This window comes from Parafrankia sp. EAN1pec, from assembly GCF_000018005.1.
Classification (GTDB): Bacteria; Actinomycetota; Actinomycetes; order Frankiales; family Frankiaceae; genus Parafrankia; species Parafrankia soli.
Genome location: NC_009921.1, coordinates 8,230,702 through 8,246,549, shown reverse-complemented (window position 1 = coordinate 8,246,549; position 15,848 = coordinate 8,230,702). Strand labels below are relative to the sequence as shown.

8 protein-coding genes are annotated in these 15,848 nt (G+C 66.1%); 3 read left to right on the top strand and 5 right to left on the bottom strand.

Annotated features, from left to right (window positions below; genetic code table 11):
• Positions 1-346: 346 nt before the first annotated feature.
• A complete protein-coding gene (locus FRANEAN1_RS33815) occupies positions 347-556 on the top strand; it encodes a ribbon-helix-helix protein, CopG family (RefSeq protein ID WP_041255087.1) in 210 nt (69 codons plus the stop codon).
• Here the strand turns inward: FRANEAN1_RS33815 and FRANEAN1_RS41840 are convergent.
• On the bottom strand, positions 553-1,161 hold the full coding sequence (locus FRANEAN1_RS41840) for a hypothetical protein (RefSeq protein ID WP_157472903.1): 609 nt from the start codon (positions 1,159-1,161) through the stop codon (positions 553-555). The genes FRANEAN1_RS33815 and FRANEAN1_RS41840 overlap by 4 nt on opposite strands.
• 410 nt (positions 1,162-1,571) lie before the next feature.
• Entirely contained in the window at positions 1,572-3,071 is a 1,500-nt protein-coding gene (locus tag FRANEAN1_RS39985; RefSeq protein WP_083788402.1) for a serine/threonine-protein kinase, read from the bottom strand.
• Between the two features lie 659 nt (positions 3,072-3,730).
• On the opposite strand from FRANEAN1_RS39985, the gene FRANEAN1_RS33805 reads away from it, so the two are divergent.
• Positions 3,731-5,881, top strand: a complete 2,151-nt coding sequence (locus tag FRANEAN1_RS33805; RefSeq protein ID WP_347176873.1) for a serine/threonine-protein kinase — start codon at positions 3,731-3,733, stop codon at positions 5,879-5,881.
• A gap of 333 nt (positions 5,882-6,214) precedes the next feature.
• Here FRANEAN1_RS33805 and FRANEAN1_RS33800 read toward each other — a convergent pair whose 3' ends face one another.
• Both FRANEAN1_RS33800 and FRANEAN1_RS33795 read right to left on the bottom strand, forming a co-directional pair.
• Complete coding sequence (locus tag FRANEAN1_RS33800; RefSeq protein WP_020464172.1) at positions 6,215-9,646, bottom strand: helicase-related protein; 3,432 nt, start codon at positions 9,644-9,646, stop codon at positions 6,215-6,217.
• Complete coding sequence (locus tag FRANEAN1_RS33795; RefSeq protein ID WP_020464171.1) at positions 9,643-13,692, bottom strand: hypothetical protein; 4,050 nt, start codon at positions 13,690-13,692, stop codon at positions 9,643-9,645. Before FRANEAN1_RS33795 ends, FRANEAN1_RS33800 begins: the two co-directional genes overlap by 4 nt.
• Before the next feature lie 380 nt (positions 13,693-14,072).
• Between FRANEAN1_RS33795 and FRANEAN1_RS33790 the strand changes: the two genes are divergently transcribed.
• Complete coding sequence (locus tag FRANEAN1_RS33790; RefSeq protein WP_020464170.1) at positions 14,073-14,633, top strand: sce7726 family protein; 561 nt, start codon at positions 14,073-14,075, stop codon at positions 14,631-14,633.
• Here FRANEAN1_RS33790 and FRANEAN1_RS33785 read toward each other — a convergent pair.
• Positions 14,599-15,687, bottom strand: a complete 1,089-nt coding sequence (locus tag FRANEAN1_RS33785; RefSeq protein WP_020464169.1) for a beta family protein — start codon at positions 15,685-15,687, stop codon at positions 14,599-14,601. The genes FRANEAN1_RS33790 and FRANEAN1_RS33785 overlap by 35 nt on opposite strands.
• Positions 15,688-15,848 lie beyond the last annotated feature (161 nt).

Here is a 15,848-nt window from a genome sequence, read left to right as displayed (position 1 = left end):
TTGGTGGCAAACGTCACGTAACAGGGGTGCACAGTCGACACGCCGTATGACACTATGAAGGACGTGTAGCACAGGCTGCGCTGACACTGTGTGCTAAAGTGCCGCCGCAAGTGAATAATCGCCGAGAGTAACCTCTAGGTTATTTAGAGTATTGAGGGGAGTGGTGCATGGGCGTTGGTATCACAGCCCTCCGTGTCGCTTTCCCCAATCGGCTCACCTGGTTCTACTCTGCTTCATTCTTGATGGATGCTGGCAAGAAAATTGGGTTTCCTTGCGTGCGGGAGGTGCGGATTAGAAATGTTCTGCAGCTTCAATTAAGTCTTCCAGTGCGGTGGAAGGAGAGTTCATGCCAGACTACACACGACTCACTGTGAACATAAACTCGGAGACTGCTGCCGCTTTGAAGGAGATTGCGGATCGCAGGGGAATTTCCTACACCGAGGCAATTCGTCGCGCGATCGCTATCCTAAAGCTCATTGAGGATGAAACTCAAAAGGGGCACACGATCCAGATCAACGAGGGTAAGCGCATACGCGACATCGTCCTCGTTGCTTAGGTTTTCGTTGACTTTTCCGCGTCACGCCATGTTACGAACGCCGCTGCAATCCGCCCTTCAGCCCTCGAACGGTCGAACTCCGCTTTTCGCTCCCCGAGTCGATACGGACCGGGCTTGTCCGGGGGGCGGGCAATACCTAGTTCTGTGCCGTAGATAACCAGCACCTTTTTCATCGTCTGCGCTGCTGCGCTCCAGAGAGGATTTTCCACCGTCACCCCCGAAACCCACATATTCGCGCCGTTGTAAAGTGTAAAGCGTCCATCCTTTAGCGCTACATGCCATCCGTTCAGTGATTCGATGTGCGACTGAGGTGACAGCCGGGAAAACCCTTCTTTAATGATCAGCTCCGTGAGTACTTCGCGTGAGCTTGAGTCAGGCCTGGATGCCCGAATTTCCACACTTGGCTCGAAAAGAATAACGGGTACGCCGGGTCCCGTTAGCGCTGCGCCAAGATTTATATGAGTCATATTGAGAACCTCGGATTTGTCGCCTGTGAAAGCAAGCAAGCAGCTCGCCTTGTAGTCCGCGACTACTTCCCAGCCGAGTAGATCATAAAGCCGTGCAACCATCCTTTGGCTTGGACCAGCGTCGTCGTCCATAGACATGGCTACCCCCCGGTGCCGTCCAACGCCGCAGCCGGCGCTTGTACTTCGCTGGCTGCGGACCCCCGATGACGGGTCAGGATATAGCCGCAAACGACCAAATGTGCGCGTTTTGAGGATCGAAGTGCCGATGTAGAGGGTCGGGCGGCGCTGTTGCTCCGGTGATGTCCGCCTTCACGTAGCCGCCGATCGGTCATGAGCGGATGATGCGTGGACGTCGTGCCCGTTCACCGGTTCCGACACCGGCACTGGTGGAACGGCTGCCCCCCGACCCATCAGCTGATCATGCCCGACCACTAGGGCGAACGCGTGCGCTGGTCGTAAGCAACATAGCCCGTCGAGGCGTCACCCGATCATGGAAGATCGGGCGCCCCGCGATGGTCGACTTTGCCGATGAAACAGCGCCAGATGGCTCATTGCAGATCGCGGCAGGCATTGTATATCGTGCGTGTCACCTGTTGGGACTCGGGTGAATCCACATTTGCGTTGTACTGAAGGTATTCTTCCTGCGTGTAATTGGCTTCCAGCTTCTCCAATGTGCAGGTGCAGTAGGGCTGGTTCCCATCGCTGACGCCGAGGCAGGCGTCCAGATAGTTGCTGCGAATGGTCTCGTCGTAGTGGAGCCCGATGTCCTTGGCAGGTGCCTGGGTGGTCGGCGAAGGACTGGTTTGGACGCTGGTCGGTGCTGGGTCTGCCGGTGGCGGGGTACTGGTCGCCGTCGTGGTCGGCGTGCCGTCGCCTGTCAGCATGACGGCGAGGGTAGTGCCGGCGACGACGAGTAGTCCGATGGCCGCTACGAGGGCGAGACGTAGCCGTCTAGTCGGAACCCGGCGTTGCGGTGGCGCGGCTGATGGGATGCGGGGCGCCAGCGGTGGTGTTAGGGGAGGCCGCCAGACCGCGAGCGGGTCGTCGTAGCGGACTGCCTGGTCGGGTAGATCGGGTACCGTTGCCCACGGGTTTTCAGCTGTCGTTATCTGGGCTGTCGGGGGTGCGGCGGGGGGCACGGGTTCGTGGCGGTGGACGGGCAGCGCGATCTGGCCGGCAGCCTGTCGAATGTTGTCGTCTATCCGGACCGGAACGGTCGCCCTAGCAAGCCAGTCTGGACCATAGGCGCGGCCGGCGTTGGCGAGTTCGAGCGCAAACATGTGGGCGGAGGAATGGCGGTCGATCGGGTTCTTCGCCAATGCTTTCAAGACCACGGATGCGATGGGTTCGGGCACGCCTCGCAGCGGCGGGGGTGGTGCGGTCAGATGCTGTTGCCACAGGGTGGGTAGCGGCAGTTTCGGGTCGAATGGCGGCCTGCCTGCGAGAAGCTGGTAGAGAACGATCCCCAGCGCGTAGAGATCGGTGCCTGGTCCTACTCGGCCGTTGTTGATGATTTCTGGTGCCATGTACATCGGTGTTCCGGCGAGTACGCTGGCTGTGGCTGCCGAGCCTTCGAAAATTTTGGCGATGCCGAAGTCGGTGACCTTCACCGCCCCGTCGTCGTCGAACAGGATGTTGTCAGCCTTGATATCGCGGTGGAGCACACCTTTGCTGTGGGCATGCGCCAGCGCCGCGGCGACGGCGAGTCCGATCGCGCAGGCGGCTTCTGGAAGCATGCTGGCACGACGGCGGGTAAGCGTACCGCCGCCGAGGTGCTCCATCACGATCAGACAGAGTTCGTCGGCTTCCAGATAGTCATGGACCCGGACGATGTGCGGATGATCGAGTCCGGCGAGTACCCGGGCCTCGGCGGCAAACCTGTCCGTCAGGTCGTCCGCCCCAGCCGCCGACATGATCTTAACGGCGACAGGCCGGGCCATCCGACGGTGCTGCGCGGCGAGTACGAGCCCGAAAGCACCCGATCCCAGCAGATCACCCAGTTCGTATCCAGGTAGCGCTGCAGCTACCCGCCCCCGATCAACGATCACGCCGATCCGTGCCCCCCAACCAGGCTCGATGTGCCACCGATCAGCATAATCACGCACAGATTCACCCGTTGGCAGGCAACGGTGCCTGTCCACGTCCTCGGCCGCCGGGTCGGCAAAATCCCCGTCCCGGGTGCTGGTGGCAGGTGGGCGTGGCTCTCCAAGCGGTGACGCCGGTGCGGTTGGTGTCGGCGAGCCGGGTCAGCCACTGCCCATCCCGGTAGAAGGCGTGCGCAGGCAGGCTGACTCCCAGACCTTTGCCGATCGCCAGGGCCGCGTCCAGGTCCTCGAGACAAACGTAGATGATCTTGAAGGGTGTGTCCTGACGGGCGTCCGTGTGACACGCCTGCTGGTAGGCGACGGAGCCATCCCGTGCGATGAGGGCTTGGTCCTCGGGCGTGAGCGGGTCCCAGACCCCTGCCTGATCGCCTGCGGCTCCGCGGGCGATTGCTCTGTCGAGCCAGGCGCGTGCCTCCCCGATAATTAGGGCTGGCGCGACGCCTGCGTGACCGTACCGGCAGGCGAAGCCCTCGCTTGTACCAGGCCTGAGATCGCTAGTATCACTGCGTCCAGGGGGCATCGGGGGGATTCCACGTGATGTGTGTTCGCTGTCGTGGTCGACGTACTCCGGGCCTCCCGGTGTGATCGTCAACGAGAGTCGGGTGGCGGCAGCGCTTCCCGACTACGAACTGGGCGCCCAGCTGGGACAGGGCGCGTTCGGGCTGGTGCTCGCGGGCCGGCACCGTGAACTACATCGCGATGTCGCCATCAAGATTCTTTCCGGTGGGCCGGAAGAGACCGCTGGTTACGGCCGTGCCGAGGCGCGGCTTCTCGCGGCCTTGGACCATCCCCATATCGTCCGGATCTACCACGCGGTTGCTACCGACGATCTCCATCTGATCGTGATGGAACTGCTGGCAGGGGGGACACTCACCCGCCGCCGGGCGGACATGACGGGCGAGACGGCTTGTGCGGTCGGGCTGGCGGTGGCTACGGCTCTGTCCGCCGCGCACGCCCGGGGGGTGCTGCACCGGGACATCAAACCCGACAACATCCTGTTCGATGCCACCGGCCTGCTGAAGGTCACCGACTTCGGGATCGCCAAGATGATGGAGGGGACGGCGACCACCGCCAGCGCGGTGATCGGCACTCCCCGGTACATGGCCCCCGAACAACTCCTCGGCACCCGCCTGGGCCCGGCCACGGATCTGTACGCCCTGGGAGTGCTGCTTTACGAGTTGCTCACCGGAGCTCCGCCGTTCGCGCTGGCGCTGCCCGCCCCCGTACTGATCCACCACCATCTCCACGTGCGCCCCGAACCCCCAGCCGGGGTGCCCGGCCCATTGGCCGACGTAGTGATGCGCACGCTGGCCAAGGACCCCGCAGATCGTCCCGGCTCCGCGCGGGCGTTCGCTCGGGAGTTGACGCAGGCTGCCGCCGAGGCCTACGGGCCGGGGTGGACCAGCCAGACAGGGATTGCGCTACGGTTCGATGACGACATCCGAGCCCTTGCCGAAGCCACCACCCCCGCCGTGGCGGTCCCGACAATGCCAACATCACCACCACCACCAGTGCCGGCACCACCGGCACCGGCACCGGCGAGTATTGATGAGCTGCCCACTCGGTGGGCCGCCCCGCAACCGTCCGCGCCCTCCCAGAGGGGAGCAGACGCGGGTGCCGCCCGACCGACGCAGCGAGCCGGACAGGCGGTACCGATCTGGCTGCGGCGACGTCTTCCCCTCGCCGCGGTGGGACTCCTGATCCTCGTGACCGTCGTCATCCTCGCTCTCAGCCGAAGCGGGAAGCAGCCCGGTGTCCCATCGGCTTCTGAAGGTTCCGGCTCGACAGCGTCCACGAACTCCCGAACTCTCGGCGCTCCGCTCGCCGGTCACACCAGCACCGTGCGTGCAGTGGCGTTCTCACCGGATGGGCGCATCCTTGCCAGCGCCAGCGACGACGAGCCCGTGCGACTGTGGGACGTCACCGACCCGGGCGACGCCCGTCCTCTCGACGCATCCCTGACCGGGCACAGCGGCTGGGTGCATTCGGTGGCGTTCTCGCCGGATGGGCATACCCTTGCCAGCGCCGGCGACGACCACACGGTGCGGCTGTGGAACGTCACCGATCCGGCCAACGCTCATCCCCTTGGCGCTCCCCTCACCGGCCACACCAGCACGGTGTGGGCCGTGGCCTTCTCCCCGGATGGACGGATCCTCGCCAGCGCCGGCAATGACGAGACCGTGACCCTGTGGGACGTCGCTGATCCAGCCCAGGCCCGTCCTCTCGACGTCATCAGTGAAACTCGTGCGGTGCGCTCGGTCGCCTTTTCGCCGGATGGACGCATCCTCGCCAGCGCCGGCGATGACGGGACGGCGTCCCTGTGGAACGTCGCTGATCCAACCAACCCGCGTCCTCTTGGCACGCCCCTCGCCGGCCACACCAATACGGTGTGGGTAGTGGCGTTCTCGCCGAATGGGCATACCCTTGCCAGCGCCGGCGACGACCACACGGTGCGGCTGTGGAACGTCACCGATCCGGCCAACGCCCATCCCCTTGGCGCTCCCCTCACCGGCCACACCAGCACAGTGCGCTCGGTGGCGTTCTCCTCAGACAGCCGTACCCTCGCCAGTGGCAGTGACGATCACACAGTGCGGTTGTGGGACGTCATTGATCCGGCCAACGCCCATCCCCGCGGCGCCTCCTTGACCGGCCACAGCAGTTGGGTGCGTTCGGTGGCGTTCGCCCCGGATGGGCGTACCCTCGCCAGTGGCAGTGACGATCACACGATGCGGCTGTGGGATGTGACTTCGTGAGGCGCTGACGGCGGCTCCGCCGTGTCTGGTCATCACCGTGGCTCGGTCGTCACCGACCTCCCACACGGTGCTCGGCGTGTACGTCAGGGCTCGCTGCCCAACGATGCGTCGGAGACGCTGCTGGTCAGGGAACCAGCGGGACCCTCCGGGCCGCGGGACCCGTCAGCCGTAGCCAGCCCGCATCCACATGGCTGTCTCACACCAGTCTGACGGAGAGGGGAACGGCACCCAGCGCCCCTCCGTCACATCGGACGGCCAGCCCAGCACTCTTTAAGATCAACTACGCTAGCAGTGTTGGGAAGGTCCGACGACAGTAGCGGGCACCGGGTCGAGTCACGTTGTCGCGATCCAGCAGGTCAGGTGAATGTCGGATTCTTCGATCTGGGGTAGCGGTTCCGGGGCAGGCTGCTTGGTGAGGCCGAGCTGGTCGGCTAGTTCGGATAGGCGATCGACGCGGGCCTTCGGGTGTGCGTCGCTGATCAGGACTTTGCGGATTTCGGTTTGGATGCGAGGGCTGTAGGGGGCTTCGAGGCGATCGACCAGGTCGTCTTGGTGGTCGAGGTGGGTGCCGTGGCGACGGACTAGGGCGGCGGCGTCGCGCATGGGCTTGGGGATGTTGACCTGGTAGTTGGCGGGGTCGGTGTTGCGGGTCCAGGCCTCGTAGATGTGGCGGCGGGCGTGTTCCCAGGCACCGAAGACGGCCTGCCTCAGCGGTTCGGGCAGGTCGACGGGCGTGGTCTCGTCGAGGGGGTCTGCGGCGGAGAGGCAGGAGAGGGTGTCGTCGACGATTTCAACGTTGCCGTCCTGGTCGCGCTGGACGTCGAGCGCGGCGGTGAGGGGGACGTAGCGGAACCAGGGGCGGGGATGGTCTCCGATCCGGGCACAGAAGATCAAACCTGGCTGGGTCCCACCCGCAGGTCCGCCGCTGCTTCCGGTGGCCACACCGCCTGCCGCCTGAGTCCGGATGAAGCCGGTGCCGCTGCCCCAGGGGAGGCCGAGGACGGCGTCGGCGAAGGTCGGGCTGGCCATGGCCTTTCGGAGGCGGCGGCGGTATTCCTCACCGGAGAGCGAGGATGCGCCACCCGATTCGAACAGGGTGGCGTCTTCGTGGCGGAGGCGGTCGATCTCGTCGCGGGCCTCGGTGAGGTTGACCTCGTAGCCCTTGAAGCCGGGGAGGACCTCACCAACGCCGGTCGCCGCGGCGGCCTGCTTGAGCTTGCGCTGAAGACGTTCCTCCAGGCCGAGAAGCCGCTCGAGTTGTTCGTCGGGGAAGAAGCAGCGCAGGAAGACTTCGGCGTGTTCGGAACCGATGCGGTCGATGCGGCCGTGGCGCTGGACCAGGCGCATCGGGTTCCAGGGCAGGTCGTAGTTGATGATGTTCCGGGCCTGCTGAAGGTTGACACCCTCGGCGAGGACATCGGTGGCGACAATCATGTCGTAGAGGTCAGGCTCACCGCCGGTCCCGGCGGTGCGCGGCGCGAAGCCGGTGATGACGCTGGCACGGCCGACTCGGTCGGGGCCGGCGGCTGTGGCGACCCGGCCGCGGTAGGCGGCGAGGCGGTCATCCGTGGCGATCGCGGCGGTGAGCCGGTCGTGGACGAGCCTGACGGTGTCGGAGTAGTAGGAGAAGATCAGGACCTTGCGCTTGTCGCGGGTGTTCTGTTCGCCGATGCCCTGCGCCGCCGCCTCGGCGGCGATCGTAGCGAGCTGTTCGACGAGCACGTCAATCTTCGGGTCGATGCCTGCCTGGTAGGGGACGTCAGCGCCGGGCTCGGTCGCGTGGGCAGCGACGTCCTGATGAAAGGCGACCAGCAGCGCCAGGTCCGCCTCGACGGCAGCGGTCAGCGCGGCCACGTCGTAGAGCGTGGCGTCGGCGACGCGGTCGGCCGCTTCCTCGCTGAGCGACTCCAGGAACTCGTCGATGTCGTCGGTGTCCGAGGCCGCCCATTCACGCAACGCCTCGCCGGTCATGACCTTGCCCTGGTCGAGCGCGTGCAGGAAGAACTGGTGACTCTTGATCATCTTGTCGACGGTCCGTCCGAAGGCGTAGGCCGACGACTCGAACCGTTTGAGCAGTGCGGAGCGAAGCAGACCGGCGTTCTGCTGCTCGTACTGCTCCTCCGTCGCGTCACCGAGGCGGAATCGCGACGGGACATAGCGGGCCAGGGTGAGGACCTTGCCCGGGTCGTCGAGGTAGACCGCATGCGGTTCGCCCTCGTCGTCGGGGAGGTTGGCGCCCAGCGCGGTTGCCAGCCGGTCGAACATCCCCGGCAGGGCCTCGTCGAGGTTGTAGTCGACACGGCGCACCCGCGGAGTCGGGAAGGCGATCTGTCGTTCAATGCCTCGGATCCGCACGGTGTCGCCGACGTAGTGATGGCGGACGAAGCGGCGAGTCCGGCGGACCGCGACCTTGTCGAGCACGTCGAACAGATGCTCCGGTGACAGATCGTCTGGGTTCATGCGCATCGCCCGATCGAAGTAGGCCTTCAACGAGGGCACGCCGCTGTCGGCGAACGTCGCGTCGTTCGTGACGAAGTACGAGATCAGGTTGTACAGGTCGTACAGGCTGTTGTTGACCGGTGTCGCCGTCAGCAGCACCAGCCGTTTGGGCACTTTTCCCGTCAGCAGCAACCGCATCGCCTCGGCGCGCTGGGTCCCGAGGCTGCGTAGCGCGTGTGCCTCGTCGACGATGACCAACGCGTAGGCGTCCGGGTGCTGCAGGGCCGCGCCCTGCTGGCCGGCGGCCGGCATGCCGCGGGTGAGCTCCTCGTAGGAGACGGTGTCGGCCGGGAGGTTCGTCTCCCGCAGGAACGGTTTCCAGGTCGAGTCCCGCAGCGTCGCCGGCGCGACGACCAGGGCCTTCTGCCGGTTGAGGATCACCGCTTCGTGGAGCAGTTCGCCAGCGATGTACGTCTTCCCGAGGCCGACCTCATCGGCAATGATCACACCTTGGAGGTGGTCGAGGATCCGCTGTGCCCGCCACACCCCGTCCGCCTGGAAGTCCGTCAGCCCCAGGTTCGACCGGCGTGGATCGGACTGCTCGGCGGCCACGTCCACGCCATAGAGCTCGTGGAGCATCCGTAGGAACACATCCCATGGCCGGTGCGGCTCGAACCGTGACTCGTAGATCGCCGCTAGGTCGAACGGCGCTGACGCCGCCCATGCCTCCTCGAACCATTCCCGCACCGCCGCGACGGTCTCCGGCTGGTACTGGCCGAGGTTGAGCTCCTTGTTCAGCGCCAGCCCGGCATAGGTGAAGTTGCTCGACCCGGCGATCACGCCGGCATACGGGCCCTCAACGATGAACGCCTTGCCGTGCAGGAACCCGGCTTCGTAGCGGCGGACCTCGACGTTTCCGGTGCGCAGCCAGCGGACCAGCCGGCGGGCCTGGGTGTCCGCCTCCATCGTGAAGCCGAGCAGGTCACGGTCCTGCGACAGCCGACGCAGATGCCCTTCCATCGCCCGGCGCATCCGCTGTTGCTCACCCCGACGACCTGTCCGAGTCCCGAGGGGTCGCGCCGTGGGGCGGTCCTGACCTGGCTCAGCGCCCAGCAGTAGGCGTACCGGCCCGAACTGTTCCAGTTCGTCCGCCAGCAGGCCGAACCCGCCCGGGTTGAAGTAGGCCGACGCGATAGACACGCCGGGCACCTGGACGAGGTGCTGCCGCATCCCGCCGAGGAGCGTGTTGATCGCATCGGCGACCCGCTCCGTGGCGCCAGGTCGGTTAGTTGCGAAGGTGGGCTGAAAACCTCCCAGTGTGGTCACGTGGCCTTCCTCGTAGCCCAGGAGTCGAAGTGGTGGAGCGTCGCGGCGAGGGCGTCCACGTGGCCCCAACCCCGGTGGAACGTCTCGAAGATGTGCTCGACGGCCGCCCGGCCGAGGCCGTAGAGCAGCGCGACAACCGCGTCTAGTTCGGCGATGAGGTCGACCTTTTCGCTGGCCGTACGTACGGACCCGACTGGTACACCGACCTCTCTGGCCCAGGCGGCGTAGCGGTGATCCACCGCCGCGAGCCTGCCCGCTATCTCGACGGCGCGGCGGCGTAGCGGATCGTCGGCGGCGGGCCTCGGGATCGGCAGCGACGACATGATCCCCGCGGTGAAGTGCAACTCGACGTAGCGGCGGGAGTACCAGTCCAGGATCCGGCTGGACAGGACACCCAGCAGGTAAGCCTCATCGGCAGCGGTCCCGGCACGGCGGAGGAGGTATGGGGCCGAGTGAACGGTGGTGGTCCCACCGGGCACGAGCGCGACGATTGCCGTCCGAGAGTCCACGGCTCGGGCGGTGTCCCGGAAGACTATGCGCGGGTGTTTGGCCGGCAGAGTCTCGGGGTCCGCAGCCCAGGCGGTGGGCATCCCGAACATGGCGCTGTCGGACTTCCTGACCTGCTTCCGGCGCCGTGGTTGCAAGTAGGCGTAGACGTCGGTGGACTTCGCGTACGCGTACGGCAGACCGAAGTAGGGATCCCACAGGTGGAACGACCGCACGGTCAGCACTGGCATGTCACCGCGCGGGTGGTCCAGGTCGAAGTCGAACAGCTCCTTGTTGCCGGTCGAGTGAAGCTCGCGGAGCGGCACGAAGTGCCAGTCGCCCGGAGTGTCGAGCCGCGGGTGGGAGCGCAGCGTGAGGAAGACATCGAGGCTGGCCGGCGTCGGCAGCACTGGGAACGCGGCGTCCTCGGACCAGGACACGAAGGCACCGGCCTCGATGACATGCCCGGTCCGGTGAGCAGCACCGTCGAACTCGGTCAGCGAGAAGAACGGGCCACGCAGCTCCACGGTACGAGGATGGGCTCGGCCCTTTACCAGCGTCGTAAGCCCGATTGTGTACTGCGGGTGCACCTCGTCGAATACCCACCGGCGGCTGTTGACCAGCATCGTGACGGTCGCAAACGCGCCGTTCTCAAGGACTGTGTGCCGGAGTTTAGTGCCGCCTTTGCCACCGAGGATCGTGCGCGGCAGGACGACGCCGACCCGTCCGCCGGGCCGCAGTACCTGCCAGAATCGCCAAGCGAAGGCAAGTGACAGTTCGGTGTCGGTCGCGGCCCGCAGCCCGGGGAACGGCCCCTTTGCCAGCAGATCCTTCAGGTCCTGCACGGCCGTGACCTCGGTCTCGTACTCGGCCTGGAGATCCGGCCGCTCGCGCCGGTACTTGGCGATCGCGGCGTCTCGCTGCTTCTGCGGCATCGAAGCGAGGCCGGGGAACCGAAGGCCCCACCACTGGTCCTGCTCGACCTTGACCTTCTCCCACGGCGGGTTGCCGATCAGCACGTCGAACCCCGGCCGCTCCCGCAGGAACACCTCCGGGAAGCGCAGCGGGAAATGCGCGACCCCGAGCTTCGCTACCGCGTCGCGGACCTGGTCGGTGTGGCCCATCTCGATCGCCTGCTCCGGCGTTACCAGGGACACTCCAATTCCCAGCCGGACCGCGATCATCGTGTCGAACAGAGCCTGGGCGTCGGCCGCCGCCTTCAGCGCCGCGGCGTAAGCGAGAGCGGCCTCTTGGACCTCCTGCTTGGTGGCCTCCAATGTCCGCGCGACCCGCGCCAGCTGCTCGCCCGCCTCATGTAGCGTCTCCCGAATCGCGTCCTCATAGAAGCTCTTGACCCCCACACCCTCGGCGCTCGGGTCGAGGGTGGCGACCACCTCGTCGATCGTGCCGATGCCCGTGAGGCTGTTGCCAACAATCAGCCCGTGGTCGAGCGACGACATCGGCAGTCCGGGAACGAAGGTGTGGATCCAGACAGCCAGCCTGGCCAGCTCGACTGCCATCAGGTTCAAGTCCAGTCCGTAGATGCAACGCCTGGCGATCTGCCGCCGCAACAACGACGACGTCTCGACTTCGACCTCCACGGCCGAGGTTCCCAGCGCATCACGGGCTGCCTGCGCCAACCGCGCCAGCTCATCTCCAACCGCGGCGATCGGCCTGTCGCTGAGGAAGGCGGTGAACCGCGTCTCGATCCGGTCAATCGCCGCGATCAGGAAATGGCCCGATCCCATCGCCAGGTCCGCGACCCGGAAGTCGAAGAAACTCTCGCCGGCCGCCGCGTCGTCGCCAGCGTCCAGGAGCGTCCTGACTCGGTGGAGGTGCTCCTTGATCGCAGGCTCGAGAGCGGTGTCCAGCAGATGCTCGACTGCGAACGACTTGGTGAAATACGAGCCCGTAGCCTTGCGCTTACCCGAACGATTGTGGGAGTAGACCTCACCGGCCTTGACCCTTATGAGATCCCGTTCACCGGCTGGGACGTAGCTTCCCTCGCTGTTGATCGTGAGCGGCGACGACGCGATCGACAGCGACGACTCAAGCAAGCCCTCGTAAAGGGTACCGAACTCGCGGACGGACAGGGAACGGAAGTCAACCGGGCCTTGCGTGCCGTCCGGTCCCGTGTCGACGAGCAGAGCACGTAGGGCGGGGCCGAACTCGGCGTCGGTCAGCTGCGTCTTGCGCAGCGCGGCACCGGACGGGCTGGTGCGCGGATCGTGGGTGAACAGACCGCCGTTGTAGGCCGGGACGTCCCAGCCGGTGTTGCCGCTGTCGACGGCTTTCCAAACGGCCTGCATGTCGTCCCAGAGCGAGGTCGCCTCGCGGTCGAAGACCAGCTTGGGCTCGTCGGCGAACATCTTCGCGAGCGTCTTAAGAGCGTGCCGGTCGTAGCTACGGTTCCGGCCGTACGGAAGCAGCGCCCGGTCCTCGGCGTATGCGACGAACAGCAGCCGGAACAGGACCATCAGGGTGCGGTGGTAGGCCTCCTGAAGGTCAGCCTCGCTGGTCGCGCGCATCTGCCGGGCGATTGCGACGGCGAGGCCGGGCACGACCTCCGTGTAGACCCGCTCGCGTAGGCGGCTGCCGAGATCGGCGGCGAAGTTCGCCGAGTCGCGAAGGATCTCGGTGACGGAGCCCTCGGAGGCGAGCGCTGTCGGCGAGAACAGCAGGTACAGGAAGGCGGCGTGCTCGGCAGAGAGCACGTCCAGATCGAGCTCGGTGAAGGTCTCGCCCTGACTCTTGCGTCCGACGCCGATGGTCGGGTTGACCGGGTGCAGCCGGATCTGGCTGCCACGCAGCACGATGACCCAGGGCAGGTTCTCCCGTGCGGCCACCGAGATCGCGTGTAACACCGGCGAGACCGCGCCGAACCGCGGTGACGGCCGGTCGAACATCTCCCCAGCTTCAAGGAGCACCGCGATCGCCCGCGACGTCCCCTGATGCGTCAACAGCGTCGCGGTGGAACCGCGCTCTGTCGTGCCGTAACCCAACGCCCGGATCAGCGCCATACCCCGCAGGCCGAGCAGCGGCCGGGCCACCTGACCGGCCTCAGCCCACGACTTACCTTCCGGGACACCATTGCGGAGTTGGTGCTCCGCAAACAGGCCGCGGTTGTCCAGCCCTGAAATTCCCTGCCCGTCACTGATCGCGGCCAGCAGCCGCTCGAGCTTGCGCTGGGCGTCGTGCCGGTTGGGCTCCCGCAACGCTGCCGCGCACACCCGGTCGAGTTGGCCGGGGTCCAGTGACATGAGCGGGTTCTCGACGATCCCGCAGGTGGCCGCTTTCGTCGCGGTGCCCTCATCGTAGAGCGCAACCAGCAGGACCGGTGACGCCCGGCTGCCCTGCCGCAGCTTCCACAGCAGGCGCAGGTCTGGAATCCTCGGCGGACCCGCAGGGCTGACCGCGACCGCTACCTCAAGCGCCGCGTCACCGTTTCCGAACAGGAACCGCTTGGTGACGAGCTCGCGCGGTGCGCCGGCCGGCGCGGCCCACTCCCGCTCCTCGGCATCGGCGTCTTCCAGGAACCGTTCCACCGCGTCTGCGAGCACGCCCCGCGCCCCATCTCCCCGAGGCGGGATCGCCTGTCGCGCCCACCAGGCGCCGCTCCCCCGACCAGCCCCACCCGCGTCAATAGCGGAGGCAAGCTCGCGCCGACAGCAGGATCTCAAACTACCGCGACCCAGACATCAGGATCACCACACTTGACTCAAAGCCCAACAAAAAGCTGATCGCGAGTGAACTGCTGCGCGCATCGGCCACTCTTCGGAAGATTGATGGCGCGACAGCCGACGAGACGGTCCGGTTCGGGCTGGACGGCGGGACTGTGTCGCCAACGCGCGGACGCATGACGGTCCGTTGTTGGAGAGATGTGCCAGCCGGTGCCAGAGTAGGTCGCCGTGGGTGAAGATGTGATCACAGGGGTGGCGTGGTGCTGCGGGATGCTGATGTCCGAAGAGTCCTTCTGGGTGGTCTCGCTCCTCACCTCGACGCGGACACCCTCGTGGTCGACGAGCTCGACTTGTGCGGACTGACCCGGGTAGATGTCGCGGTCATCAACGGCCATCTGTCTGGCTTCGAGATCAAGGGCTCCACGGACACACTGCGTCGGCTGCCCGGCCAGGTCGCCGTCTACTCTCGGGTGCTCGACTTCGCTGAGCTGGTCGTGGCCGAGAACCACTACGAGCGCGCCCTGGATCTCCTTCCGGCCTGGTGGGGCGTCCGCATAGCCTCCGGAATCGAGCAGGTGCGTCTCGACAGCGCGCGCCCACCTCAACCGAACGACACGGTCGATCCGGGAGCGCTCGTACAGCTGCTGTGGCGGGACGAGGCTCTCGCCGAGCTCGCGGTGCGCGGCCTGGATCGCGGGGTCCGGTCCAAGCCCCGGTGGATCATCTGGGAGCGTCTCGCCGCCGAGGTCCCTCTCGAGGAGCTGAAGACCGCGGTGCGCACCCGACTCAAGGGCCGAACAGGCTGGCGAGCTGCTCGCTGACCGTCGTCAAATGGTGCAGGGTTCCGTACCGGCGCCAGGTCTTCCCGTTCCCGCCCTTCGCGCCCTTGGCTACCCCCTCGATCCAGAGGTCGGCAGGACAATGCTCCCGCCCGGCGAAGTGGGGCGAGGTATGAAGCAGGTCGGCCACCGGGTTCATCGCGGCTGCACCTATGCCCTCTCCGCTGCGGCCCCGGAACAACGCGGCGCTCCGGCCGATGATCCACTGGCCGTCACTCGTGTAGCGCAGTGAGGCCTTCTGGGGAGCCCATGGCGGAGGTGGGTCGGCGTCCGCATCCGGGTTGGCAACGGCATAGTCGCCGAATGCTGGAGGCAGGTCGGGCAGGCTTGCCACGAGTTCGCGGTAGGCAGCCCACTCCGTCCGTTCGATGAGCGAGAGGCCGTCGGGCGCTTGCGACAGACTCGCGGGGAAGGCCGTGCCCGCGACCGTGGCACTGCGCCAACTGTGGGGATACGGAAGGTCAAGCAGCTCGGATCTGAACGCGGCCGATAGTTGGCCAGGGCTGCCCTGGCTGTGTGTGCCCAGGTCCAAGACGAGGTCGACCTCGCCAGGTGGGACCCGCAGAAGCGCTAGGAGCTCCGCCAGTCTGGCCCCGCCGTCGATGGAGGGCCACTCGTCCGGGGGCAGTCGGAGGCAGACGCCCAGCCCGTGTCGGTGGTGCAGCTCGGCGACGGCCGCGTTGTAGAGACCGGGTCGTTTCAGGGACGTCGTGGGGATGGGATCAAGGCCGAACTGCGTGAGGTCGTCGACAAAGGCCTCAAGCGGGTGGCTGCCGGCACCCGACTGCTCGTCCTGGAAGTACCGGAGATCGATGAACACCGGCCCGGTCCAACTGTCAGCGATGCCCTGGACCAGGCCATCAAGGTGCTTGCCGACAGTCGTCTTCGGTTCCTTCGTCTTGAACTCTGTCGGCACCGGCGGGACCACCAGCATGGGGAACATCCCCGAGCGCGTCTGGGAGGGCACCTCCCGGAGAGCTTCCCGCTCGCCACTTCTCGCCAGCAGGATCGGCACATAACGCAGGCCACCAGCCACCAGGAGATCTCCCGTCACGTTCAGGTATCAGGATCACTCAACCGGTAACACCATCTCATACCTTCAGCGACAGGACTGCCACTTTGTGGTACTTGGACAGCAGCTTGCTCTACGACACGGGCCAGCGTGTTACTGCCGGTGGGCGAGTCCTCCCCATGCTC

Excerpts from the sequence above, each read along its gene's own strand:
- FRANEAN1_RS33815 (WP_041255087.1), top strand. The coding sequence starts at position 347 with ATGCCAGACTACACACGACTCACTGTGAACATAAACTCGGAGACTGCT.
- FRANEAN1_RS41840 (WP_157472903.1), bottom strand. The coding sequence starts at position 1,161 with ATGTCTATGGACGACGACGCTGGTCCAAGCCAAAGGATGGTTGCACGG.